18 protein-coding genes are annotated in these 26,225 nt (G+C 32.6%); 11 read left to right on the top strand and 7 right to left on the bottom strand.

Annotation, left to right across the window (positions count from 1 at the left end; genetic code table 11):
• Positions 1-182 precede the first annotated feature (182 nt).
• The gene (locus ACHRVZ_RS13630) at positions 183-6,656 is read left to right on the top strand and encodes an alpha-2-macroglobulin family protein (protein WP_395423132.1); all 6,474 of its coding nucleotides are present in this window, start codon (positions 183-185) and stop codon (positions 6,654-6,656) included.
• A 109-nt stretch (positions 6,657-6,765) separates the two neighbouring features.
• Here ACHRVZ_RS13630 and ACHRVZ_RS13625 read toward each other — a convergent pair whose 3' ends face one another.
• Positions 6,766-8,910: a S46 family peptidase gene (locus tag ACHRVZ_RS13625; protein WP_395423131.1), complete on the bottom strand. Its 2,145-nt coding sequence runs from the start codon at positions 8,908-8,910 to the stop codon at positions 6,766-6,768.
• A gap of 315 nt (positions 8,911-9,225) precedes the next feature.
• Here ACHRVZ_RS13625 and ACHRVZ_RS13620 point away from each other — a divergent pair, with 315 nt between their 5' ends.
• Entirely contained in the window at positions 9,226-9,756 is a 531-nt protein-coding gene (locus ACHRVZ_RS13620; RefSeq protein WP_395423130.1) for a porin family protein, read from the top strand.
• Between the two features lie 112 nt (positions 9,757-9,868).
• On the opposite strand, the gene obgE is transcribed toward ACHRVZ_RS13620, so the two are convergent.
• From obgE to hpt, 4 genes are all read right to left on the bottom strand, one after another.
• Positions 9,869-10,870, bottom strand: a complete 1,002-nt coding sequence (gene obgE / locus ACHRVZ_RS13615) for a GTPase ObgE (RefSeq protein WP_072960539.1) — start codon at positions 10,868-10,870, stop codon at positions 9,869-9,871.
• 104 nt (positions 10,871-10,974) lie between these two features.
• Positions 10,975-12,249 carry a hemolysin family protein gene (locus tag ACHRVZ_RS13610; protein WP_395423129.1) on the bottom strand — a complete coding sequence of 425 codons (1,275 nt, stop codon included), beginning with the start codon at positions 12,247-12,249 and terminating at the stop codon, positions 10,975-10,977.
• A gap of 214 nt (positions 12,250-12,463) precedes the next feature.
• Positions 12,464-13,036 (bottom strand): adenylate kinase, encoded by a 573-nt coding sequence (locus ACHRVZ_RS13605; protein ID WP_395423128.1) that lies wholly within the window; start codon positions 13,034-13,036, stop codon positions 12,464-12,466.
• A 78-nt stretch (positions 13,037-13,114) separates the two neighbouring features.
• On the bottom strand, positions 13,115-13,645 hold the full coding sequence (gene hpt / locus ACHRVZ_RS13600; protein WP_395423126.1) for a hypoxanthine phosphoribosyltransferase: 531 nt from the start codon (positions 13,643-13,645) through the stop codon (positions 13,115-13,117).
• 185 nt (positions 13,646-13,830) lie between these two features.
• Between hpt and ACHRVZ_RS13595 the strand changes: the two genes are divergently transcribed.
• From ACHRVZ_RS13595 to purE, 5 genes are all read left to right on the top strand, one after another.
• Positions 13,831-15,105 (top strand): PQQ-dependent sugar dehydrogenase, encoded by a 1,275-nt coding sequence (locus ACHRVZ_RS13595; protein ID WP_395423125.1) that lies wholly within the window; start codon positions 13,831-13,833, stop codon positions 15,103-15,105.
• Between the two features lie 172 nt (positions 15,106-15,277).
• The gene (locus ACHRVZ_RS13590) at positions 15,278-17,413 is read left to right on the top strand and encodes a TonB-dependent receptor (protein WP_395423124.1); all 2,136 of its coding nucleotides are present in this window, start codon (positions 15,278-15,280) and stop codon (positions 17,411-17,413) included.
• 22 nt (positions 17,414-17,435) lie between these two features.
• Complete coding sequence (locus ACHRVZ_RS13585; RefSeq protein ID WP_395423123.1) at positions 17,436-17,990, top strand: hypothetical protein; 555 nt, start codon at positions 17,436-17,438, stop codon at positions 17,988-17,990.
• 287 nt (positions 17,991-18,277) lie between these two features.
• A complete protein-coding gene (locus ACHRVZ_RS13580; protein WP_395423122.1) occupies positions 18,278-19,432 on the top strand; it encodes a 5-(carboxyamino)imidazole ribonucleotide synthase in 1,155 nt (384 codons plus the stop codon).
• Between the two features lie 100 nt (positions 19,433-19,532).
• Complete coding sequence (purE, locus tag ACHRVZ_RS13575; protein ID WP_132036326.1) at positions 19,533-20,015, top strand: 5-(carboxyamino)imidazole ribonucleotide mutase; 483 nt, start codon at positions 19,533-19,535, stop codon at positions 20,013-20,015.
• Between the two features lie 60 nt (positions 20,016-20,075).
• Here the strand turns inward: purE and ACHRVZ_RS13570 are convergent, their stop codons facing one another.
• Positions 20,076-20,744: a hypothetical protein gene (locus ACHRVZ_RS13570; RefSeq protein ID WP_395423121.1), complete on the bottom strand. Its 669-nt coding sequence runs from the start codon at positions 20,742-20,744 to the stop codon at positions 20,076-20,078.
• 222 nt (positions 20,745-20,966) lie between these two features.
• Here ACHRVZ_RS13570 and ACHRVZ_RS13565 point away from each other — a divergent pair, with 222 nt between their 5' ends.
• Complete coding sequence (locus ACHRVZ_RS13565; RefSeq protein WP_395423120.1) at positions 20,967-22,994, top strand: M3 family metallopeptidase; 2,028 nt, start codon at positions 20,967-20,969, stop codon at positions 22,992-22,994.
• Positions 22,995-23,118: 124 nt separating this feature from the next.
• Positions 23,119-23,778: a vancomycin high temperature exclusion protein gene (locus ACHRVZ_RS13560; protein WP_395423119.1), complete on the top strand. Its 660-nt coding sequence runs from the start codon at positions 23,119-23,121 to the stop codon at positions 23,776-23,778.
• Positions 23,779-23,910: 132 nt separating this feature from the next.
• On the opposite strand, the gene ACHRVZ_RS13555 is transcribed toward ACHRVZ_RS13560, so the two are convergent.
• Entirely contained in the window at positions 23,911-25,173 is a 1,263-nt protein-coding gene (locus ACHRVZ_RS13555; RefSeq protein ID WP_395423117.1) for a cation:proton antiporter, read from the bottom strand.
• Positions 25,174-25,311: 138 nt separating this feature from the next.
• Here ACHRVZ_RS13555 and ACHRVZ_RS13550 point away from each other — a divergent pair, with 138 nt between their 5' ends.
• A complete protein-coding gene (locus ACHRVZ_RS13550; protein ID WP_395423115.1) occupies positions 25,312-25,815 on the top strand; it encodes a GbsR/MarR family transcriptional regulator in 504 nt (167 codons plus the stop codon).
• 55 nt (positions 25,816-25,870) lie between these two features.
• Positions 25,871-26,209: a hypothetical protein gene (locus tag ACHRVZ_RS13545; RefSeq protein ID WP_395423113.1), complete on the top strand. Its 339-nt coding sequence runs from the start codon at positions 25,871-25,873 to the stop codon at positions 26,207-26,209.
• Positions 26,210-26,225 lie beyond the last annotated feature (16 nt).

Genomic DNA, 26,225 nt, shown 5'->3' with positions numbered 1-26,225 from the left:
TGTTTAATCGGTTAATCGAAATAGTAAATAACTAATAAAACCCGTTAATTATTTTTCAAAAATAAGGAAATATAAAATGTCTCATTTGCTTTTAGAGATAAATTAGTAATTTGTACGAAATTTATTTTTAAAGCTTCCCAACCTTTTTCCAAAAATGACTCTCTATAGATAAAAACTACTTTATGAAAAATATATTTTTTGTTTTCTTATTGATTTCTTCAGCTCTTTTTGCGCAGCAAAATGATAAAAAATGGGATAAGGTTATTGCTTACGAAAACGAAGGCAAAATTAAATCGGCAAATGAAATTGTTCTAAAAATTTACAACAAAGCCATTGCGGATAAAGACGAAGTAGAAATAATAAAATGTTTTTTTTATCAATCTAAATACCTTCAGGTTATTGATGAAAATGCACAAACAAAAATTCTAAACAATCTTAAAACTGATATCAACCGAGTTTCGACACCCTCAAAAGCAATTTTGAATTTGGTTTATGCAAAATGTCTGACTGATTATTATGCAAGAAATGATTATCAAATAAGAAACAGAACTACTATTGTAAGTTTAAATCAAGATTTTTTAACGTGGACTGGAAAAAACTTTACAGACCAAATTAAGACATCATTACAACAAACTCTAGAAAGTGAATCTGTCTTAAAAATTACGCCTTTAACCAAATACGAATCTATTTTTGATTATTCGACTTTAGAAAAATTCAAAACACAGAATTTATATGAATATTTACTAAAGGAAAACATCACGCTGTATTCTCAAAAAGTACATCAATGGGAAATTCAAAAAAAAGAATTTGATTCGTACAAAAAACAGCTTCTGGGGAAATCGTCTGATTTTATTGCATTAAATTTTGATTTTGTAACCAATGAAAATTTACGTTCCCTTTTAAATTTATACCAAAAACAAGAAAAAACAAATCCGAGCATTGACAATCAATTAGATCGCTTATTATATTGCAAAACTAATTTAGTTGATTCTATTGAAGATTATACTAACGCTCTTATTGCGCTTCAAAAAAGTACGAAAGATGAAAGTTCAATTCAAAAGATCCAGTTAATAAAAGCAATGCTTTTAGCGCAACAAGCCTCAAAAGGAATCCATCCTGATTACAATACCAAAGCTATTTCAGTACTCGATAGTATTTTAAATAAAAACAATAACTCGAATACATACCAATCAGCATTACAACAAAAACAATTTATCACTTCAAAAAGCATAACTGCCGAACTTAAGAAAAACATTTATAGCAATGAAAATACAAGAGCTTTTATTCAATACAAAAATGTTGACCATCTAAAAATTTCTTATTTTAAGATTAGTCAAAATCGCATCAATGAATTTAGAAATTCTCCTCTTGATAAAGACAGCCTTGTAAATGTGACAATCGAGAAACAAAAAGCAATTGCATTGTCTGATTATCAACTTATAAACAAACAGGATTATTTCACATATTCGACAGAAGTTCTCTTACCACAACTGAAAACAGGAAATTATCTGGTTTATTTTGAAAGTGATTCTGACCAAAAAGAAGCTAAAGCATTTGCTTACGAAACCATTACAATTTCGAATATTGCACTTCTGGCATCACAAAAGGACAAAACAGAAAGTTTTCAGGCCCTGGATAGAAAAACTGGCAAACCTTTAGAAAATGTATCTATTAAACTTTTGAATAAAACCATTAAAACAGACAAAAATGGTTTTGCTTCTTACGATAAAGAAAAGAACAACTACAATTATGAACCTGTTTTACTAACAACAGAAAACGATACTATTTTAATCGTTAAAAATTACCTTCGATATAATCATGATTACAAATCAAACACTGAAGAACCAATAAGGGGAAAAGGAAAAGTCGAAATTTATTTAGACAGAGCCATTTATCGTCCTGGACAAACTGTTTTTTATAAAGGAATTGCCATCCAAAAAAATCAAAATAAAACAAATATTGTAGCTAAAACATCATTCAAAATTAGCATCAAAGATGCTAATTATAAAGTATTTAAAGAATTTGAAATTACCAGTAATGACTTCGGTTCTTTCTCAGGTGAATTTGTTTTGCCAAAAACAGGACTCACCGGCAATTTTAGCATTTTTGCCAGCGAACCTACGGATACTAAAAAAGATATCACTTATAATACGGAAAATGAAATACATCCGTTTTGGGACAATGTTGATTTCGAAACTTCACAAAATAGCTTTAGAGTCGAAGAATATAAGCGTCCTAAATTTGAAATAGTTTTTGAACCTAAGAAAAAAACATTCCAAATCGACCAAACAATTAAAGTTGATGGAACTGCAAAAGCATTTGCAGGCAGCACTATTTCTGACGCAAAAGTTACTTACACATTAACAAGATACACCAGTTATTTTAGAAATTATTACGGGCAAGAAGAAAATGAAGTTGTCGCAACCGGAGAAACCAAAACAGATGCATCTGGTAAATTTGTAATTGATTTCATTGCACTGCCTTCAAAAAATGCAATTAAAGACCAATTACCTGTTTTCAATTATATTGTAAAATCATCGGTTACTGATATCAATGGCGAAACTCACGAAGCACAAACAACTGTTAAGGTGGGTTATCATGATTTGATGCTTAACATTAACGCACCGTATAGAATTGAGACCAAAGATAAAAATGAAATCGAAATTTCGACCACTAATTTAAATGGCGAATTTTTAGCTACTAAAGGCGAAATTAAAATATACTTTGTTGCACCATTTTCAAGCAAATTCAAAGCAAGAATTTTTCCAAGACCTGAAATAGAAACAATCTCTGATCAGGAATTTGAAAAATTATTCCCTTACGAAAACAACCAAAACCCACTAACTAAAGAAACTGAAACACTGGTCTATTCTAAAAACATCGATTCATCAAAAGACAAAAAACTAGCATTAGATTTTATTTCTAATTACAAATCCGGAAATTATAAAATTGTGTTTTCTGCAAAAGACACTTTCAATAATGCTATAGAAACGACTAAAGATCTTTTAATTTTTCAAAGTAATGACAAACTAAATCCAGCTAAATTAATTACAGTAAATCAAATAAACGACGATGCTAAAAAAGATGGTTATGCACTGGTAAAACTTACTTCAATCGTTCCTGAACTTTATATCACAGTAAGCGGAAATTATGAAAGTAAAATGTTCTTTCAGAGAGTTTATCATTTGGAAAACCATGAAGCCACAATCAAAATTCCAGTAAAAAATGAATTTAACAAATCTTTAAAAATAGGTTTCGAGAGCGTTTTTGAGAATGAAAGCTTCAATGATGACTTAGAAGTTATTTTAAAAGTAAAAGAACCAAAGCTCGATTTTAATGTAGAAACCTTTAGAAATAAAATACAACCCGGAAGCAACGAAAATTGGTCCTTTAAATTAAATGCTATAAATACAAAATCTCAGGCCGAAGTTCTGGCTTCAATGTATGACAGTTCATTAGATCAATTTACTAAAAGTGACTGGGGAACATTAGGATTTTATGACTACAATTACAACGAAGTTAACTACAAATCTCCTTTAGGGTTCGAAAAAATTTATATTAATGTTCGAAACTTAAATTCAATTTCAAATCGACTTGATTTTAAAAATGAAACCACCAAATTAATGTGGTTTGGATTTGATTTCAACAATAAAAACAGCACTGCATATTTACAAAGAGAATATCAAAAGCAACTTAATAAAAAGTACAAAAAGCCATTAAACGCAAAAACCATTTCAGGAGTCGTTAAAGATCAGTCTAATTTATCACTTCCCGGAGTTTCAATTGCTGTAAAAGGCACTCCAAGATCGACAACTACAGATTATGACGGTTTTTATGAAATTGAAGCCGCGCCAAATGAAGAACTTGTTTTTATTTATATTGGTTTTAAAGAACAATCTATTAAAGTTGCCAAAAATAAAATTATAGACATTGCTCTAACTCCGGAAGAAAGCAGTTTAAGCGAAGTTGTTGTTGTAGGGTATGGAACTCAAAAAAAATCAATGTTAACAGGAGCAGTTGCATCTGTACGATCACAAAACGAAGAAGTTCAAGAAGACAATAATGTATATAATACTGCCGGAATCGAAGATTCTTTAGAAAGTATTAAAATTAGAGGAACAGCGCCTATTGCAGGAAAAAGCCCAATATATGTAGTTGATGGGCAAATTGTCAACGATATAAATAATTTAAATCCGAAAGATATACTTTCTATAGAGGTATTAAAAGATCAAAAAGCAACGGCTCTTTATGGCAGCAGAGCTGTAAATGGAGTCATAATTGTTACAACAAAAGCTGCCTTAGAGGCCTTAACACAAGTAAAAGCCAGAAAAAATCTTTCTGAAACCGCTTTCTTTTTACCAAATTTAAGAACAGACTCTAACGGAAACGTAAGTTTCAATTTCACTTCTCCTGAAGCTTTGACTGCTTGGAAACTTCGTTTATTGGCACACAATAAAGAGGCAGTTTCTGGCTATATGGAAAAAACTGTTGTGACTCAAAAAGAATTAATGGTTTTGCCGAATTTCCCGCGATTCTTTAGAGAAAAAGATACGATAGTTATTTCGGCAAAAATCTCAAATATTACAGATAAAGCCAAAACAGGAATTGCCATTTTACAATTTTTTGATGCAACAACAATGCAGCCAATCGACAGTAAAATGCTAAATGCAAAAAACATTAGAAACTTTACTGTTGATGCTTTTGGAAATACGACAGCAACCTGGACAATTTCTATTCCAGAAGGATTGCAAGGCGTACAATATAAAATTTTGGCCAAGTCAGATAATTTCTCGGATGGAGAAGAAAACATTCTTCCGGTTTTGACCAACAATATGCTGGTTACAGAAAGCATCCCGATTTGGGTTCGCGAAAATTCGACTAAAGAATATACGTTTGAGAACTTAAAAAACAACAATTCGTCAACTTTAAAAAATCATCAATTCACGTTAGAATATACTTCTAATCCTTCTTGGATAGCAATTCAGTCTTTGCCTTATTTAATGGAATATGAACACGAGTGTGCTGAGCAAACTTTTGCTCGTTTCTATGCAAATGCTCTAGCTTCAGAGATCATTTCGAGCAATCCAAAAATCGCAACTGTTTTTGAAGAGTGGAGAAAAAACGGAAAAATAAATTCTAAATTAGAAGAAAACGAAGAACTAAAATCGATTATTCTTGCAGAAACGCCTTGGCTAAATGATGCTCAAAACGAAGACGAAAAGAAAAAAAATCTAGCTCTTTTGTTCGATTTAGAAAAAATGAAAATTTCGCAAGAAGCAACTTTCGACAAACTAAAACAGAAACAAAAACCTTCAGGTGCATTTTCGTGGTTTGATGGAAGTGATGAAAACGAATATATTACAAGACATATTCTAGCCGGTTTAGGACATTTGTCAAAATTAAGTAAAAGTAATACCGATAAAATTGATCAAATTTCGAAAACCGGAATTCCGTTTTTAGATTCTAAATTTTTAGAAAACTATAAAAAAAGAACCAAAAACTTAAAAACAACTGATAAACTAATCTGGATTAATCCTTATTCTGACTTGCATTATCTTTATACAAGAAGTTTTTATTTAGATAAATATCCGTTATCAGATACTTTGAAAAAAGCTACTAAATTATATTTAGAAACCGCTAAAAAAGATTGGTTATCCTATTCGCTTTATGAAAAAGGATTAGCAGCTTTGACTTTAAACCGCTTTGGAGAAAGTGATTCAGCAAAAAAAATCATCGAAAGTCTGAAAGAAACATCTTCTAACAATGAAGACTGGGGAATGTATTGGATTGCTAATAAATCTGGTTGGTATTGGTATCAGGCGCCAATTGAAACTCAGGCTTTATTGATTGAGGCTTTCGCCGAAGTAAATCACGATAACAAATCAGTAGATGCAATGAAAGTTTGGTTACTAAAAAACAAACAAACCAAAAACTGGCCAACAACAAAATCAACAACCGAAGCTGTTTATGCTCTACTAATGCAAGGAAATGATTGGTTAAGTGTAAAAGACAATACGGTTATCAAAATTGGAAATGAAAAAATCCTAACCAAAAAATTATCCGAAAACGAAAAAGAAGCTGAAACTGGTTACATCAAACTAAACTGGAAAGCTGATGAAATTAAAAAAGATATGGCTTCGATTAGTATTCAAAACAAATCAAAAGTTCCTGCATTTGGTGGAGTCTATTGGCAATATTTTGAAGATCTGGATAAAATTAAAACCAACTCTGGTACATCTTTATCTGTTTCGAAAGAATTGTATTTAAAGAAAAACACTTTAAAAGGAAATGAACTAGAAAGAATTACAACCAAAAATCCTTTAAAAACCGGTGATTTAGTTACGGTTCGATTGATCATTACATCAAAAGAAGACATGGAATTTGTTCATTTAAAAGACATGAGAGCTTCTTGTTTTGAACCTGTAAACGTTCTTTCTGAATATCAATACAAAGACCGAGTAGGATATTATATGAGTACCAAAGATGCTGCAACTCATTTCTTTTTTGATCGAATTGATAAAGGAACTTACGTTTTAGAATATGATATTAGAGTAAACAACAGTGGGGAATTTTCTAACGGAATTACCTCTATTGAAAGTATGTATGCTCCCGAATTTACAAGTCATTCTAAAGGAATTCGAGTAAAAGTTGAATAATATATTTTGACAATTGTCCGTCTGAGCGGAGTCGAAGACTTTTTTTTTACAACAAAAAACCCCGACAGATTTAAAATCTGTCGGGGTTACTTTTATAATAAAAATCAGATTATTTGATAATCGTCATTTCGTCAATAATGTTTTTAGCTCCAGCGTATTTGTCAATAATCCAAAGTACATAACGAATATCTACGTTGATTGTTCTTTGCAATTTAGGATCAAAAATAACATCTCCAGCCATAGCTTCGATGTTACCATCAAAAGCAATTCCAATTAATTCTCCTTTTCCGTTAATAACCGGTGAACCTGAGTTTCCTCCAGTAATATCGTTATCTGTCAAGAAGTTTACTGGCATGTATCCTGCTTTATCAGCATATTGTCCAAAATCTTTTTTCTTATTCAATTCTAATAAACGCTTTGGCAAATCAAATTCCTGATCTCCTGCTTTATATTTTTTAACCATACTTTCCATAGTAGTATAGTTATTGATTTTAGCATCGTTACGAGGATCAGCTGGCAAAGCACGAACTTTTCCGTAAGTCAATCTCAAAGTAGAGTTTGCATCCGGATATTGAATCGTGTTTAATTTTGATTCTCTTAAACCTTCAACCAATTTACGGTAAGCACTAGCAAAACCATCATCAGCTTTCATTTGATCATCTGATTTAGCACGGTATTTTGTCATTAAATCACTAGAAATAATATACAATGGATCGTGTACAATTGCTAATGGTTTTGGATTAGCCATAAATGCCAATACTTTTTCTTTAGTTGTAAAGTAACTTACTTCTGTTGCTTTTGCAACGTTTGCAGTAAAATCACCATTATTCTCTGATTTCATTTTTGCTACTTGTGGAGCTAAACCATAATCAGCAGCTTTTGCAGCATATAAATTCAATTGTGCAGTTAACACATCTTTTTCAAGCGGCGCATAAAATTCACCATAGATATTTTCAATTAATGCATTAATCTTAGGCAGCATTTCTGCTTTTTTAGCATCATTCTCGTTATAATAAGCAATCAATGCATTACCTAAACTTGCTGGTCCACTTGCATAAATAGACGTACGTAAAAGTTGTGTTAAGTAGTTATCGTGAGTCGCTTTTAAGTTCGTTTCTCTGTAATAATCATTAATCGTTGGAATTACATTTTCGTACTTTTCTTTATTAGCCGGTTTAGTTGCCCACTCATAGAACTTATCTTCTTGTTCTGTTTTAGTAGCTACTGTTCCTGCTTTTGTTAAAGCATCGATCATACCTTGACGGTTTTTCCAGTAGTTTGCTGTTGAAGCATATTTAGATGCATATTGCAAACGAACTGTTGCGTCTTTATCCATATACTTTTTCATTTGGTCCATTCCGGTTTTAGCACCTTCAACCCAAGCAGGATAAGCATATTTTATGTTTTGCTCAATTCCACCAGCTGGCATCCAACGGTTTGTTCTTCCAGGATATCCTAAAATCATAGCAAAATCATTTTCCTTAACACCTTTAATACTTACAGGTAAGTAATGTTTTGGTTGCAAAGGCACATTGTCTTTAGAATAAGTTGCAGGATTTCCGTCTTTATCTGCGTACACTCTAAACATAGAGAAATCTCCAGTTTGACGTGGCCACTCCCAGTTATCAGTATCTCCACCAAATTTACCAACACTTTCAGGAGGAGTTCCAACTAAACGTACATCAGTATAATCCTGGTAAACGAAATAGTAATATTCATTACCTTGAAAGAAAGGACGAACAGAAACAGTATACTTTCCACCTTCGTTATTTTCTTTCTCGATCAAAGCAATTTCTTGTTGAATCACTTTGTTTCTTTCTGTTTCAGTCATTTTATCATTTACTTTTGATAAAATTCTTTTTGAAACGTCATCCATACGAACAAAGAAACGAACGTATAATGATTTTGGTTTCATCTCGGCACTTCTTTGTTTTGCCCAAAAACCATCTTTTAAATAATTTTGTTCAGCAGTAGAAAGCTCAGCAATCGCATCATATCCACAGTGGTGATTTGTTAAAACCAATCCTTCTTTAGAAACGATTTCAGCAGTACAACCTCCGTTAAATTGTACAATCGCATCTTTTAAACTATGATGATTAATGCTATAAATCTCTTCGGCTGTTAATTGCAAGCCCATTTTTTCCATATCTCTATGGTTCAATCTTTCGATAAACATCAAAAACCACATTCCTTCATCAGCTCTTACAGGAAAAGCCATTAGGCACATGGTCAAGAATAAAACTATTTTTTTCATGTTATTTTGTTTAAGTACCGCGAATATAACTCATTTTCGCAAAAAAAATAAGCGATATCCTCAAAAACAAAACAATTCAAGTATAATACGAATCAATTTTGCGAAATTAACAATTTCACAAACAAGAAAGATCTGATCATTTCTCAAAGGAAACCCCCTTAAATTATCATAAAATTCAGACATATTTAAAAGAAAATCAATCCTAATATGTTTTAAATGTAAAAATTTACCTTCATTAAAAATTTAACATCATAAATTATTTCTTACAAAGTATAGATTTGTAAGTTTGCCCCATTAATTTATTAAACAATAAAAATGAAAAAATTATTACTAGGAGTTGCTCTATTTGTTGCAACTATATCGCACGCACAAAAGGGTTCTGTATTATTAGGCGGAAATGTTGGTTATTCTTCAGAGAAAATTGGAGAAGCTACATCTAAAAACTTTGAATTCTCTCCAAAAGTAGGTTACCAATTTACAGACAATTGGACTGCTGGTGTTGAAGGTTCTATTATGAATATTAAAGTCGCCGAATTAGAGAAAACTGAAAGATACAGAATAGGCGGTTTTGTTCGTTACACTGTTCCACTTTCTGAAACATTCTCATTTTTCACAGACTTGGGAACTGGTTATCAAACAAACTCAGCAAATAATGCAAAAGGAATGTATGTAAACATGACTCCGGCTTTATTCATCAATATGAAAAGAGGTTTTGGTTTAAACTTCTCAATTGGCGGTGTTAATTACGACAATATTGATGGCACAAACGATTTAAGACAAGAGCGCTTTGGATTCGATTTTGGAAAAACATTTAAGATTGGAGTTTCTAAAAATTTCCAATTGTAAAACTGCAACATAGAGAATAATTTTGATTATTTTCTATCTGTGATTTGGAGGTTAGTGAAAAACCCAACAAGTTATGCTTGTTGGGTTCTTTTATTTTAATGTATAATTCGATTTACTCGTTTAACATTTTCCATAATTTATCTTTTAAATCAGTCAAACCTTGTTGGGCAACTGACGAGATAAACATATAAGGAATGTCTTTGAAAGCAACATCTAACTCCACTTTTAATTCTGCTTTAAGTTCGTCATCCAGCATATCACATTTTGAGATAACCAAAAGACGTTCTTTGTCTAGCATTTCAGGATTGTATTTTGTCAATTCGTTTACCAAAATATCATACTCACCTTTAATATCCGGTGTATCAACAGGAACCAAAAACAACAAAGTTGAGTTACGTTCAATATGACGTAAGAAATAATGACCTAAACCTTTTCCTTCAGCAGCTCCTTCAATAATACCTGGAATATCAGCAATTACGAAAGATTGAAAATCTCTGTAAGCAACAATTCCTAAGTTAGGCTTTAAAGTTGTAAACGGATAATCGGCAATTTTTGGTTTTGCAGAAGTTAAAACTGATAATAAAGTTGATTTTCCAGCATTTGGAAAACCTACTAAACCAACATCAGCCAAAACTTTAAGTTCTAAAATAACATCCATTTCTACACCTGGCAAACCTGGTTGTGCGTATCTTGGAGTTTGGTTTGTTGAACTTCTAAAGTGCCAGTTTCCTAAACCACCTTTTCCTCCTCTTGAAAGAATTTGTTTTTCACCATCTTCGGTAATTTCGAATAAAGTTTCGCCGGTTTCTTTATCTTTAACTACGGTTCCTAAAGGTACTTCAATAAATTTATCATCTCCATCAGCACCAGTACTACGATCTCCTCCTCCGTCTCCACCGTGACCAGCTTTGATATGACGAGCAAATTTTAAGTGAAACAATGTCCACAGACCTTTATTTCCAACTAAATATACGTGTCCACCGCGACCACCATCACCTCCGTCCGGGCCTCCTTTTTCAATAAATTTCTCTCTATGTAAATGTGTAGATCCTTTTCCTCCCTTTCCGGAAGAAACATATATCTTAACATAATCTACAAAATTTCCTTCTGTCATTTTTTTTTATTTATGTGTAGCTCCCTGTTTCAGATTTCAAGTTTCAGGTTCATTGCGTTATAACAACCTGAAACTTAAAACGTGAAACTTGAAACAAATTCTCTCTACTCTTTAAGTGCTTTCACCAACACTTTATCAATCTTTACGCCATCCATATCGATGACTTCTAATACAAATTTTTGCCAGATTAGTTTTTCTCCTTCTTTTGGAATATGAGAAAGCTCGGTCATAATCATTCCGCTTACAGTATTAACTTCGTAATCATTTGTCAATTCGTCTAACTCAAAATAAGTTAAGAAATCGTGCAATGAATAATGCCCGTCAACTAGCCAAGAACCATCTTCTCTTTCTATTAATTGAAACTCATCTTTATAAAAATCTGATGCATCTCCAACTAAAGCTTCAAGAATATCATTTAAAGTTATTATACCCTGAAAAACACCATATTCATCAGAAACTAAAGCATAATGAATTCCTGTCTTTTTAAAATTTTCTAAAGCTTTGTAAGCTGTAGTTTGCTCCATTAAATAAGGAGCATCTATCATTATTGCTCCTAAATCGAAATGATCACTTTCGATATTTGCAAATATATTTTTTAAGGTTACGATTCCTACTATATCATCGTAATTGTCTCTATAAACTGGGTAAACGGTATGTAAATCCATTAAAACAAGTTCCTTTATTTTTGCTTTATCAGCATTAAAAGGCAACATATCTACTGATTTACGGTGCGTCATTAACGAATTTACTTTTCTGTCACCAATATGAAAAACACGTTCTACAATATCTTGCTCTATTTCCTGAACTTCTCCTCCTTCAGTACCTTCTTTGATAATCGCTTTAATTTCTTCTTCGGTCACTTTACCATCAGCAGTTGGCTTGATTTGTAAAACATTCAATAAAAAATCTGTCGAAGATGTTAGAAGCCAAATAAATGGCGCCGTAATAATCGAAATAATTTTCATTGGCATTGCAACCATTTTCGCTATCGATTCAGGGTAATTTAATCCGATTCGTTTTGGAAGTAATTCTCCTAAAACCAACGAGAAAAAAGTTAAAACCACAACAACAATTCCAACTGCAACTGAATGTGCATACGGTTTTAAAGCCGCAAACCCGCTTACGAAAGCTTCAACATCCATTGTTATTTTATCACCACTATAAATACCGGTTAAAATTCCGATTAAGGTAATTCCGATTTGTACAGTTGATAAAAACTTATTTGGTGAATTGGCTAGATCTAGCGCAATTCTGGCACTTTTATTTCCTTTTTTTGCTGCAGTTTCAAGTCTGTTTTTTCTAGCCGAAATCAATGCAATTTCTGACATCGAGAAAACTCCGTTTAATAGTATTAGAAAAAATATTATTAGTATTTCCAATTTGTGGTTTATTCGTTATAAAATAGTCCTGTTAATGTAATTTGTAACCTAAATGTTGTTGTAGCCCAGATGGAAGAGAAAAGCCCGAAGCTAAAAAAACTAATTTTTCTTGCCAGAAAACAGTCGACTCCCGAAACCTCGGGATAAGCTCGTTTTATGGTTAGAAAAATAGTTTTTTTAGTGAGGACTTGTAACGTACAGCTGCAAAAAGCTTCTACAAATTATCTATAACTGACGTTAATCGCTCTGTAATTTCTTCGATAGTTCCGATACCGTTTACGGCATAAAACTTATTTTGTTCTTTATAATATCCAATTAGCGGAGCTGTTTTTTCATTGTATTCCTGATATCTTACACGAATTTTTTCTTCATCCTGATCATCAGCTCTTCCGCTTGTTTTCCCTCTTTCCAGTAAACGTGCTACTAAAATTTCGTCATCAGCTTCTAATGCAATTGTAGCGGTAACACTTTCTCCAATTGTTGGTAAAAATTTGTCTAAAGCTCTTGCCTGATCTAAAGTTCTAGGATAACCGTCGAATAAAAAACCTTCAGTATCCGGATGTTTTTTTACTTCATCAATTAACATTGCTGTTGTAACTTCGCAAGGAACCAATTCTCCATTGTCCATAAAAACTCTTGCTTTTTTACCTAAATCTGTATCATTTTTTAAATTAAAACGAAAAATATCTCCTGTTGAAAGATGAGTTAATTTGTATTTTTCTTTTAAAAATTCCGCCTGAGTTCCTTTTCCTGCTCCCGGCTTTCCAAATAAAACAATGTTAATCATAATATGAGTGAGTGTTGTTACTTCCAGATTTTTATACCAGAAGTTTTAAATGAATATATAGTTGTGTTTTGTTTAATATTATTCTGCCAATTTGTAAACTTCGGCAAGATTTCGTCCTAAACCATCATAATCCAGTCCGTAACCTACAATAAACTTATTTGGAATTCTGATTCCGATATAATCTATTTTTATGTCTTTCTTGTATGCTTCCGGTTTAAAAAACAAAGTTGCAATTTTAAAATGCTTCACATTTCGTTCTTTAAACATATGTTTTAATTCTTCGATCGTATTTCCGGTATCGATAATATCTTCAATAATTATAACCGTTCTTCCTGACAAATCCTGGTTAATACCAATGATTTCTTTTACAGTATTTGTTGTTTCGGTTCCTTCATATGAAGCCATTTTAATAAATGAAACCTCGCAGGGCTTTTTATACTTTTTCAAAAAATCGGCAACGACCATAAATGCACCATTCAAAACACCAATAAAAATTGGCGTATCATCTCCAAAATCATCTTCTACTTGTGCCACTAATTTGGTTAAAGCAAAATCAATTTCTTTTGCTGAAATAAACGGAACAAATTGTTTATCGTGAAGTTGTATCATTATTTTTATGTTTAAAATAATGCGCAAAGATACAGAATTACAACCAAATTGTAAGTATCAAAAAACTAGTGTCTGTACATTTTTTTAAGATTTTTAAATATCACTTAATTTTTACAAATGATTTCTAAAAAATACTTTATATTTCACTAATTTATTGTTTACTAAACTTTTAACCTCAAACTGCTATGAAAACAAGCAAATCAATATTTTCAATATCTTTATTATTCCTAATAACTGCCTGCAATGGTCAGGTAAAAAAAGAAGAAAAAGAGGCTCTGGCCAAACAACCCGGAAATGTCGTAAAAACGGCCATTGGAAATATAACTTTACCTCCGCCCTACGCAACTGAATCAAAAACAAACAACAGTAAAGTTATCGGTTGGCCGGAAGGAAAAACACCAAAAGCACCCGAAGGTTTTACAGTTACAAAATTTGCTGATGGTTTCGAAAATCCGCGTTGGACGTATATTGCGCCGAATAATGACATTTTTGTTGTAGAAAGTGGTACCAGAACCAGCAAAAACCAAATTGTAGTATTGCGCGATAAAGACAAAGACGGGAAATTTGAAACTCGCGAAGTATTCATAAAAGGCCTAAACAGACCTTTTGGAATGCTTGTTCTTAATGACTCTTTTTATATTGCCAACACAGATGGTTTATATAAATATCCATACAAAAACAATCCTCTAAAATTAGATACTCAAGGCACTAAAATACTTGAACTTCCTGCCGGCGGATACAACAATCACTGGACAAGAAATATTATTTCGAATCCTAACGGAACTAAAATCTACGTTTCGGTTGGTTCCGGAAGTAATGTTGGTGAAAACGGAATGGATAAAGAAGTGCGTCGCGCTGCTATTCTAGAAATTAATCCTGACGGAACGGGTGAAAAAATTTATGCTGACGGAATCAGAAACCCAGTTGGTATGGATTGGAATCCTGTAAACAACGAGCTCTGGACGGCCGTTAACGAACGTGACGATTTGGGCGACGACTTAGTTCCTGACTATATTACAAGTGTAAAAAAAGGTGGTTTTTATGGATGGCCTTATTCTTATTTTGGAAACATTCTTGATCCGCGATTGAAAGGTGAACGCAAAGATCTGGCAGCAAAAGCTATTGTTCCCGACGTTCCTGTTGGTGCTCACACTGCTTCTTTAGGATTTACTTTTTATACTAAAAATGCTTTTCCTGCAAAGTATAAAAATGGCGCTTTCGTAGGTCAGCATGGTTCATGGAACCGAGCAAAAATTTCTGGATACAAAGTTGTTTTTGTTCCGTTCACAAACGGAAAACCTTCTGGAAAACCTGAGGATTTTTTAACCGGTTTTGTTGCTAATGAAGAAAAAGCCGAAGTTTATGGCCGTCCGGTCGCGGTTACTGTTATGCAAGATGGATCGCTTTTGGTAAATGATGATAGCGGAAATACGATTTGGAAGGTTACTGCAAATAAATAAACTTTTAAAACTCTAAGCTAGAAATTCCAAATTTAACGGATATTATTTTAACACATAGAAATATAGTCCCTTTGCACTTAAAGTAGGCGTTTCACTTTTTTAAACACACATAGCTATGTGAATTAATATTAAGTAAAACACCTTTTTACACATTTTAAAACTATGTCTCTATGTGTTTAAATTATACGTTCCAAAATTCAAACCTACTTTAATGATCTTAAAAAAATATTGCTTTCTTCTTTTTGCACTTTTTGTTTTTCAAAATATTCTGGCACAGGAAAAAGAGAGCAAAACTATTGACACTGTAAAAACACAAAAACTAGAAGAAGTTCTTATTAGTCCGCTTCATGTTAATAGTCAATTACAAAATACGCCGGCGTCGATTGGAATTTTATCTAAAAAAGACCTGACGCAGAATAATGCGACAGACATAAGCACCGTTATCAATACGATTCCGGGAGTTTTCATGCAGTCTTCAAATCTTACTACGTCCCGAATTTCGATTCGTGGTATTGGCGCAAGAATGCCTTACGGAACCAATAAAATCAGAGCATTTTACGGCAGTATTCCGATGACTTCTGGAAACAGTGAAACTGTAATTGACGACATTGATCTTGAAAACCTAAATCAGATTGAAGTTATCAAAGGTCCTCTTTCGAGTATTTATGGTGCAGGTTTGGGCGGCGCGATTTTAATTTCACCTCAACTTTCAAAAACAAAAGGAGAAAGTGCCGGGATAAGCACTATTTATGGTTCTTTTGGTTTATTAAAAAACAGTTTGAATTATAGTTTAACCGAAAAAAAATCGAGTTTAAACATTAGCTATCATAATTTAAAAACGGATGGATGGAGAGAAAACAGCACTTATAATAGAAAAGGAATAACACTTGCGGGAGAATTATTCAAAAAGAAAAATAGTAAGCTTACCTATTTTTCGAATTATACTTATTTAAAAGCTTTTATTCCGAGTTCGATCAGTAAAGAAGTTTATGATTCTAATCCTCAATTGGGTGCACCAACCTGGGTTGCTTCAAAAGGATTTAAAGAGTACAAATCGACTTTGGCCGGATTAGCTTATGATTTTAAAATCGATGACAATCTAAACAATTCAACCTCAATATTTATTAACTATAAAGACAGTAACGAACCAAGACCTTTTGATATTTTGCGTCAATATACTTTTGGTAGCGGAGCGAGAACTCAGTTTTCAGGAAAATTTAAAATTAGAAATACCGAAAATCAATTCATTGCCGGAATTGAATATTTTACGGATAATTACAGCGGAAATACTTTTGAGAATTTATATAAAACCAATAATGGTCAGGGAAGTTTACAAGGAAATCAATTAACAGCAACAGATCAGAAAAGACATTTTTATAATATCTTTTCTCAAATCAGAACTTTACTTTCTGAAAAAATTGAACTTCAGGCTGGCTTAAATTACAACGAAACTCATTTTGAGTTAACTAACTTTCTTCCGCAAAAAACGGCAACAGAAAAATATAGTTATGACGGAATCCTTTCGCCACAATTGTCTTTTCTATTTAAACCAAACAAAGAACAAACGTTTTATTTTTCTGCAAGCCGGGGTTTTTCATTGCCTGCGACAGAAGAAACTCTAACAAGTACAGGCAATATAAATCCGGACATCAAACCTGAAAGCGGTTATAATTTTGAGATTGGAGGAAAATGCTATTTTTTCGGTAAAAATCTTTATACGGAATTTGCTGTTTATCGAATGGAAATAAGAGATTTATTGGTAGCTAAAAGAATTGGAGACGATCAATATGAAGGTGTAAATGCCGGCAAAACATTTCATGAAGGAGTCGAAGTTTCAGCGAAACACAATTGGTCTATTAATCGCTTTTTCTCGTTAAACTCTTTTATAGGTGCTTCTTTAGGGAAATATGAATTTAAAGATTTTGTCGATAACGGAAATGATTATTCCGGAAACAAACTGACTGGCGTTGCCGCAAATAAAATAAATGCACGAATAATTCTAAACACCAATTTGGGTCTTTACTTTTCTGCCGATTTTCAGTTTGTAGATAAAATTCCACTGAATGATGCTAATTCAGTTTACGCTGATTCTTATCAAATCGTCAACTTAAAAACAGGTTATCGTTTTGAAATTCTTCCAAACCTCAACACTAATTTTGCTTTTGGCGTCAATAATATTGTCAACGAAAAATACGCTTCATTAATTTTACCAAATGCCGTAGCCGTTGGAAATTCATCTCCCAGATATTATTACCCTGGACTTCCTGTAAATTATTATGGAAATATTGCATTAAATTTTTTATTTTAGAGACAATATTAAATTCCAAAAAATGTCTTCTGAATTACAAACAAAACTCGATTATCTAAAAGCCTACAGAGAAAATCGTCTTAAGGTCGCACAAGATGTTCTGGAAAATCCTTCTTTATTTAAAGAACTGGTTTCGATTTGTTTTTCGCCATCTGACAAAAACAATCATAAAGCCTGTTGGATTCTGGAATTTGTTTCTTACGAAGAATTGATTTGGCTACAACCTCATCTTGATTTCTTCTGCTCGAATTTAAAGGTTTTAAAAGATGAAAGTGCCATTCGTCCTATTGCAAAAATTGTTCAGCTTTTAGTAAAATCACATTATAAAAAAGACGATAATAGCATTTCTCTTTCCGAAAAAAATCTTCAGGATTGTATTGAAGCTTCTTTTGACTGGCTTATTAACGACGTAAAAGTGGCAACAAAAGCTTATTCGATAAGGACTTTATATGTTTTAGGAAATCACTACGATTGGATTCATCCCGAATTACGAATTATTTTAAACAAAGATTATGGAGATCATTCTGCAGCATATAAAGCGGTTGCGAGAGAAGTTTTGAAGAAAATAGAAAAGTAAGTTTGCCACAGATTAATTTTACCGCAAAGCACGCTAAGTTTTTTACCCTAATATTATGTTGAGAAAACACAAAGTTCGCAAATCTTTGTGACCCTTGCTGCTATTTATAGCCTCAACTAAAAACCTTTGCGAACTTTGCGTAAAACTTTGTGTACTTTGCGGTTAAATTTTTAGCCACAGATTAATCAACAGTAAAAAAATCGCGAAATTCGTGGCAAAAAAATAATCTTACTCCATATCATGGCAAAAAAAAGATTAAAAAGTATCTTTGCAAAAACACAACTACAATGAATTATTTTTCTTCTGATTTTAAATTAGGAATATTAGGTGGCGGACAATTGGGCAAAATGCTTTTGTTTGACACTAGAAAATTTGATATACAAACATATGTTTTAGATCCGAGTGACGAAGCTCCGAGTAAAATTGCCTGCAATAAATTCTTTCAGGGTGATTTGATGGATTATGAAACGGTTTATAATTTTGGAAAACAAGTTGATGTTTTAACTTTCGAAATTGAATTGGTCAATCTTGAAGCTTTGACACAATTAGAAAATGAAGGTTTAAAAATATATCCTTCTCCAAAAACCTTAAAGGGAATTCAGAATAAAGGAATTCAGAAACAATTTTACGCAGATAATAATATCCCAACGGCTCCTTTTGAAAGATTTGAAAATTTAGAAAAATTGAAATCTGTTGTCACATCGAGCGGAGTCGAGATGCCTTTCGTTTGGAAATGTACTGAATTTGGTTACGACGGAAATGGCGTAAAAGTAATTCGTCAGGTTTCTGATTTGGATAATCTTCCAAATGTAGAGTGTATAGCAGAAACAATGATTCCGTTTAAAAATGAATTGGCGGTTATTGTTTGCAGAAATCCATCGGGAGAAATTAAAACATATCCGGTTGTCGAAATGGAATTTCATCCGGAAGCCAACCAAGTAGAATATGTAATTTGTCCTGCAAGAATCGATGAAAAAGTGGCCGAAAAAGCCCGAGCAATTGCTTTGAATGTTTCAGAGAAATTTAACCACGTTGGACTTTTGGCAGTTGAAATGTTTCAAACCAACGACGATGAAATCTTGGTAAATGAAGTTGCTCCTCGCCCACACAATTCAGGACATTATTCTATCGAAGCAAGTTATACTTCACAATTCGAAAATCATTTACGTGCAATTTTAGACTTACCTTTAGGAAATACTGACAGCAAAGTTGCCGGAGTTATGGTAAATTTAGTTGGTGCAGAAGGTTTTTCCGGAAATGTTGTTTATGAAAATATCGAAACTATTTTAGGATGGAATGGCGTTACACCACACATTTACGGTAAAAAACAAACGCGTCCTTTCAGAAAAATGGGTCACGTTACGATTGTAAATGAAGATATGGCTGAAGCAAGAAGAATTGCAGAGGAAGTTAAGAATACGATTAGAGTGATTAGCAATTAGTCGCAGTTAACAGTCACAGTTCACAACTTAAATAAAATATAGTTTTCAGTCTCAACCAAACTTGAAACATGAAACCTGAAACGAAATAAACAAAAAACAAATGAGCAAAGTAGCTATTATAATGGGAAGTATCTCAGACATGCCAGTCATGCAAGATGCCATCGACATATTAAAACAATTCAATATTGAAACTGAAGTAGATATCGTTTCGGCACACAGAACGCCGGAAAAATTATTCGATTTCAGTAAAAATGCTCATACTCGCGGAATTTCGGTAATTATTGCCGGAGCTGGCGGAGCGGCACATTTACCTGGAATGGTTGCTTCAATGTCGCCACTTCCTGTAATTGGAGTTCCGGTAAAATCAAGCAATTCTATAGATGGCTGGGATTCGGTTTTATCGATTCTTCAAATGCCGGGCGGAGTTCCGGTTGCAACGGTTGCTTTAAACGGAGCAAAAAATGCTGGAATTCTAGCAGCGCAAATTATTGGAAGTCACGATAAAAAAGTTCTTGATACAATTATCTCTTATAAAGAAGAATTGAAAGCAGCGGTTAATAAAGCTGCTGAAGGATTGAAATAGTTTTTTAGTTTTCAGTCGCAGTTAACACTGAAAACTGCGACTGAAAACTGAAAACTAATATTACGCTTCATCTTCAATTTCTTCCAAGACAGATTCAAATTCGTATTCCTTTATGTCTTCCTTATTTATCCAATTTTCTGACGTAACCAGATTGTAATTTACATCATCTTCTGTTTTCAATTCCCAAACAATACCTTCAGCTTCAGGAAACGGAATATTTTGAGACATTTGATTTTCAAATAATCTTTTGATAAGATTTCTATCTGACAAACCTTTGTTCAATAATTTCAGTACATTTTCGGCTGTCAACTTTTGTACTTCACCATCAGTTGGAGTCATAGAAAAATGAACAATAGAAGCTTTTGCATTTGGGAATTTCCCGTTATAAGCTTTAAAAAGCAATTGATTGATATGAAATAAAGTACCCTGCATATCTATTTCCGGATATTCTTCGCAAACTTTATCAATTAACATATTATGCGATATCTGCTCAATTTGTCCCTCGTTTAATCGATCATCAAATTTATATTTCAAAACTATCTCAGCGGCTTCATTAGGCTCGAAATCCGAAATAGCCATTTCTAATAATTCCGGCAAACTCGCTTTATCCGCTGTTGCTCCTTCAGGATAATTAAATTTTTCTAACAACTGAATAAAATCTTCATCAGACCAATATCCTTCTACTTCATTAACCGTATCGATTCTCTTTATTACTATTTGATAGTTCATTCTTCTCTATTTTACAATTTATGATTAGCATTATAATTCTAATCGCATTTTTTCAATTTACGCTTTTAAAACCTCCTGCAGAAATAAATAACATATCTATAACACAATTTAAGAGGATTTTATGCCGAGAATCGGTTTTGTTAAGACGATTAGATTTTTATAAATTGCTATCTTTGGAATTCAAAAATATTGACTTCAATTAATAAAAAATATTATATCATAATGAACGTTTTACTTTCAAAATTTATAACTAAACATAACACAGCTCCTTTTTCACAAATTAAAATCGAAGATTATCTTCCGGCTTTTCAGGAAGGAATTGCTTTGGCTAAAGCCGAAATCGATGCGATCGTAAATAATCCGGAAGCACCAACTTTTGAAAACACTGTTGTTGCAATGGATTTTTCTGGAGATATTTTAGATCGTTTATCTAGTATTTTTTTCAATCTAAATTCGGCAGAAACGAGCGACGAAATGCAAAAAATCGCGCAGGAAGTTTCGCCTTTACTATCTGAATTTGGAAATGACATTACGCTAAACGCAGCTTTATTTGCTAAAATAAAAAGCGTTTACGAGCAGAAAGACACCTTAAATCTGAATCCGGAGCAAACTACTCTTTTAGATAAAAAATATAAAAGTTTTTCCAGAAATGGAGCAAATTTACCAGAAGATAAAAAAGATCAATTAAGAGAAATCGACAAAGAATTATCTAAATTAAGTCTTCAATTTGGCGAAAATGTTTTGGCAGAAACCAATGCTTTCGAATTGCATTTAACCGATAAAAAGGATTTAGCCGGATTACCGGAAGGAACTATTGAAGCGGCAAGATTATTAGCAAAAAGTCAGGAAAAAGAAGGCTGGATTTTCACTTTAGATCATCCTAGTTATGTTCCGTTTTTGACTTATGCAGACAATCGTGAATTGCGTAAAAAGATGGCAATTGCTTTTGGCGCAAGGTCATTTCAGAATAACGAATTCGACAATCAGGAAAATGTTCTGAAAATTGCCAAATTACGTTTTGAAAGAGCTAATTTATTAGGTTATAAAACGCATGCACATTTTGTTTTAGAAGAAAGAATGGCCGAAAGTCCTGAAAAAGTTTTTTCGTTTTTGAATGATTTATTAGCTAAAGCAAAACCTGCAGCTCAAAAAGAATTTGCAGAATTAACTGCTTTTGCAAAAGAATTAGACGGAATTGAAGAACTTGAGAAATGGGACGGCGCTTATTATTCTGAAAAATTAAAACAGCAGCTTTTTAATTTAGATGATGAAAAACTAAAACCATATTTTCAGTTAGAAAAAGTACTAAACGGCGCTTTTACAGTTGCCAAAAAACTATACGGATTAACTTTTACTGAAGTTTTTGACATTGATAAATACCACGAAGAAGTTACTACTTATGAAGTAACAGATGCTGAAAATAATTTAGTTTCGATTTTCTATGCTGATTTCTTTCCAAGAAAAGGAAAAAGAAACGGTGCCTGGATGACTTCATTCAAATCGCAATCTATAAAAGACGGCGTTAACGAAAGACCGCATATTTCGAACGTTTGTAATTTTACAAAACCTACAGAAACAAAACCATCATTATTGACTTTTAATGAAGTAACTACTTTATTCCATGAATTTGGTCACGGTTTACATGGAATGTTGGCCAATACGGTTTACCCGAGTTTATCCGGAACTTCTGTATTTTGGGATTTTGTAGAATTACCAAGTCAGATTATGGAAAACTGGTGTTACGAGCCGGAAGCTTTGGCTTTGTTTGCGAATCATTATGAAAACGGAGAAATCATTCCGATTGAGTACGTTCAGAAAATTAAAGAAAGTGCAAGTTTTCAAGAAGGTTTAGCAACTTTACGTCAATTGAGTTTTGGTTTATTAGATATGGCTTGGCACGGACAAGATCCGACAAACATTACTGATCTTAAAACTTTCGAAACGGAACAATTTGCAAACACGCAATTGTATCCTGATGTAAAAGAAAATGCCATGAGTACTGCTTTTTCTCATATTTTTCAAGGTGGATATTCTTCCGGATATTATAGCTACAAATGGGCTGAAGTTCTGGATGCTGACGCTTTTGAATATTTCCAGGAAAAAGGAATTTTCGATCATGAAGTGGCAACAAAATTCAAAGACAATGTACTTTCAAAAGGAGGAACAGAACATCCTATGATTTTATATAAACGTTTTAGAGGTCAGGAACCAAAACCAGAAGCTTTGTTAAAAAGAGCGGGATTAGTCTAGACTTTCTTAGATATTTTAGACTTATTAGAATATTAGAAACCGAGGTAGAAATACTTCGGTTTTTTATTTGGTTTTACTTTAGTTATCTTCGTGTTATTAAATCTTAATCTTACAAATATAAGCCGTGAAAAAATATCTTAAAATCGCCCTTTATCTCGCAATCATTGGATTAATTGCAATTGTTTCTGTAAATTACTACGTGAAATCTTCGACCAAAAAAAACATTTATTATTCGATTAAAAAATTCCCTAAAAATGATGTTGGAATTATTTTTGGTGCGGGAATTAATGGAGATCAACCAAGCAAATATTTAAAAGATCGTTTAGACGCTGGAATTCTACTATGGAAAGCAAAACGCATCAATAAAATTTTACTTTCAGGAGATAATGGCCGTGATGAATATGATGAATTGACTGTGATGAAAAACTATTGTTTTAATCACGGAGTTGACACCACAAAAATATTCATTGACTATGCAGGTTTTGATACCTATTCGACCATGTATCGTGCGAAACATATCTTCAACATCAAAAAAGCAACTTTAATATCTCAGGAATATCATTTGAACCGTGCAATTTACATTGGACAAAAACTTGGAATTAAATCTGTGGGATACTCTGCAAATTCAGGAGAATATTTAGGTTATAAATATGTAACTTTTAGAGAATACGGTTCTATTTTCAAATCCTTTTTGGATGTTTTAAGAAATAGAGAACCTCGTTTTTTAGGAAACCCAATTGATATTAATGGCGTTTCAAATTATTCTAAAGAAGACAAACGATAAAAAAATCGGGTTAATTATATCGCTCCGCTGGAACAATTAAAAAAGGGCTGACTCACTTTTGAGACAGCCCTTTTTCAATCTTAAAAATAAAATTTTTATTCTTTACTCTATACTCTATTTTCTATATTCTTTTTACTCTTTCTCTAAAACCTTATTTGCTAATTTTCCAACGGTCAATCCTTGTACCACAATTGAAAACAGTACTACAATATAAGTTACTTCCAGTAAAAGGCTTTTATATTCTCCTTCAGGCATAGAAAGCACCAATGCAATAGAAACTCCTCCTCTAATTCCTCCCCAAACCATCACCATTAAAGAACCTTTATTGTAAGCAGATTTAATTCCGAAAAATTTAAATATATCAAAGAATTTCCATGGCAAAACTATAGAAGCAATTCTAGAAAATAACACTATAAAAATAGCTGCAAAACCTATTGCCAGTTGCTTGTTTAAATCTGGAAGCAACAACAATTCAAAACCAATAAATAAGAATAAAATAGCATTTAATATCTCATCAATAAGTTCCCAGAATTTCCCTAAATAATCTTTGGTTTCTTCGCTCATTGCGACTTCTTTACCATAATTACCAATAATCAATCCGGCTACAACCATTGCCAACGGGCTTGAAACGTGTAAGCTTTGGGCAATCAAGAATCCACCCATCACAATAGAAAGCGTTATTAAAACAGAAACTTTATAGTCATCAATTTTCTTCATAACTCTTGATGCTGTATATCCTAAAACAGCTCCTAATAAAAGTCCGCCAATTCCCTCTTTTGCAAACAACCAGGCGATAGAACCAAAAGTCATATCGAATGACGGATCTGTTGCCATTTTTAAAACAACAGCAAACATAACTACGGCAACTCCATCGTTAAACAAAGATTCACCAACAATTTTGGTTTCTATTCTTTTGGGAACTTTTGCTTGTTTTAAAACACCCAACACCACAATTGGATCGGTTGGAGAAATTAATGTTCCAAAAACCAAACAAAATATGTAAGGAATTTTTATTCCAAAAACAGGTGCTATGTAAAAGAGAAGCATTGAAACGATTAATGCAGATAATACAACACTGACTGTCGAATAAATTATAATAGGAACTTTTTGCTCTTTAAGATCAGACATATTAACATGGAGTGCGCCAGCGAACAAAAGAAAGTTCAGCATTGCCCCCATCAAGATTTCATTGAAGTCAAATTCTTTTATTAATTCAAAAAAATGTTTTGTAGTTGCAGGAAAATATGAATCTCCCAAAAGACGAATTCCTAAAGAAACCAACATTGCAATAATCATTATTCCAATAGTTCCGGGAAGTTTTAAAAATCTTAAATTTAAATAGGCGAAGAAAGAAGCCAATACAATTAGTATTGAAAATGTGTAGTATAATTCCATAAAAGTGATTTTTACAAAAATATCTTTTACATTATTTAATCAAAAATTTCGAGTCTCAAATTAACATAACTTTAATAAGCATTAAAATAACTTTCATTTTTTTTTGAAAGTTTAAAAACTTTTACTTACATTTGATCTATGGAATTCAGAGAAGCAAAAAACAAGTTCGTACAAACCTGGGGAGCATTAGGTTCTCAATGGGGAATTAATAAAACCATGGCACAAATCCATGCTTTATTAATGGTTTCGAACGAACCTGTTTCAATGGAAGACATCATGGATGAATTGCAGATTTCCCGCGGAAATACCAGCATGAATCTAAAAGCTTTAATGGATTGGGGAATTGTATATAAAGAATACAAAGCCGGAGAAAGAAGAGAGTTTTTTACTGCCGAGAAAGATTTAGACGAACTGGCTGTGAAAATTGCACGAGAAAGAAGCAAACGAGAAATTAAACCAGCTCTTAAAATACTAAAAGAAGTTTCGACAATTGACGCCAGTAATTCGGCAGAAGAAAAACACTTTGTTGATCAAACTTCAAAATTGTACGACTTCGTTTTAAAAGCGGATAACATGTTAGACAAAATGACTGAATTCAACGAAAACTGGTTGGGGCGTTTGGTATTAAAAATCATGAAGTAAAAAAATTTAATCAAAACTTTCATTTTTTTCTGAAAGTTTAAAACAAACAATAAATATGAAAATTATTAAATACATAAACACGTTCGCAATCGGCCTTCCTTTTCTAATATTACTTACATGGCCATTTTTTGAAGAAGGAGCATTAATATTTGCATTATTATCTACAATGCTAACTGGGCTTCTTCAATTCTTATTAGCAATAAAAATGCTAGCTGATAACCCAAATGATAAAGAGCTACAATATTATACGCTTGGAGTGATTTCATTCTTTCTTCTTTGGCTAGTTAATCACTTAATAGGCTATAACATTTTTATTAATTATATATTATGTCCAGCTCCATTGCTTTTGGCAATATATCTTTCAATGATAATCTATAAAAAAGTAGACAAATAAACTTTTAACCGTAAAA

This window comes from Flavobacterium sp. FlaQc-57 (genome assembly GCF_044007395.1).
Classification (GTDB): Bacteria; Bacteroidota; Bacteroidia; order Flavobacteriales; family Flavobacteriaceae; genus Flavobacterium.
The sequence above is the reverse complement of the archived record's forward strand: the minus strand, read 5'-3'. Positions and strand labels throughout refer to the sequence as shown.

What these genes read in the sequence shown, in the direction of transcription:
- hpt (WP_395423126.1), bottom strand. Translation starts at nt 13,645, where the DNA reads ATGATACAACTTCACGATAAACAATTTGTTCCGTTTATTTCAGCAAAA.
- ACHRVZ_RS13545 (WP_395423113.1), top strand. Translation starts at nt 25,871, where the DNA reads ATGAAAATTATTAAATACATAAACACGTTCGCAATCGGCCTTCCTTTT.
- ACHRVZ_RS13570 (WP_395423121.1), bottom strand. Translation starts at nt 20,744, where the DNA reads ATGAACTATCAAATAGTAATAAAGAGAATCGATACGGTTAATGAAGTA.
- ACHRVZ_RS13595 (WP_395423125.1), top strand. Translation starts at nt 13,831, where the DNA reads ATGAAAACAAGCAAATCAATATTTTCAATATCTTTATTATTCCTAATA.
- ACHRVZ_RS13565 (WP_395423120.1), top strand. Translation starts at nt 20,967, where the DNA reads ATGAACGTTTTACTTTCAAAATTTATAACTAAACATAACACAGCTCCT.
- obgE (WP_072960539.1), bottom strand. Translation starts at nt 10,870, where the DNA reads ATGACAGAAGGAAATTTTGTAGATTATGTTAAGATATATGTTTCTTCC.
- ACHRVZ_RS13620 (WP_395423130.1), top strand. Translation starts at nt 9,226, where the DNA reads ATGAAAAAATTATTACTAGGAGTTGCTCTATTTGTTGCAACTATATCG.
- purE (WP_132036326.1), top strand. Translation starts at nt 19,533, where the DNA reads ATGAGCAAAGTAGCTATTATAATGGGAAGTATCTCAGACATGCCAGTC.
- ACHRVZ_RS13630 (WP_395423132.1), top strand. Translation starts at nt 183, where the DNA reads ATGAAAAATATATTTTTTGTTTTCTTATTGATTTCTTCAGCTCTTTTT.
- ACHRVZ_RS13580 (WP_395423122.1), top strand. Translation starts at nt 18,278, where the DNA reads ATGAATTATTTTTCTTCTGATTTTAAATTAGGAATATTAGGTGGCGGA.
- ACHRVZ_RS13605 (WP_395423128.1), bottom strand. Translation starts at nt 13,036, where the DNA reads ATGATTAACATTGTTTTATTTGGAAAGCCGGGAGCAGGAAAAGGAACT.
- ACHRVZ_RS13550 (WP_395423115.1), top strand. Translation starts at nt 25,312, where the DNA reads ATGGAATTCAGAGAAGCAAAAAACAAGTTCGTACAAACCTGGGGAGCA.
- ACHRVZ_RS13625 (WP_395423131.1), bottom strand. Translation starts at nt 8,910, where the DNA reads ATGAAAAAAATAGTTTTATTCTTGACCATGTGCCTAATGGCTTTTCCT.
- ACHRVZ_RS13555 (WP_395423117.1), bottom strand. Translation starts at nt 25,173, where the DNA reads ATGGAATTATACTACACATTTTCAATACTAATTGTATTGGCTTCTTTC.
- ACHRVZ_RS13585 (WP_395423123.1), top strand. Translation starts at nt 17,436, where the DNA reads ATGTCTTCTGAATTACAAACAAAACTCGATTATCTAAAAGCCTACAGA.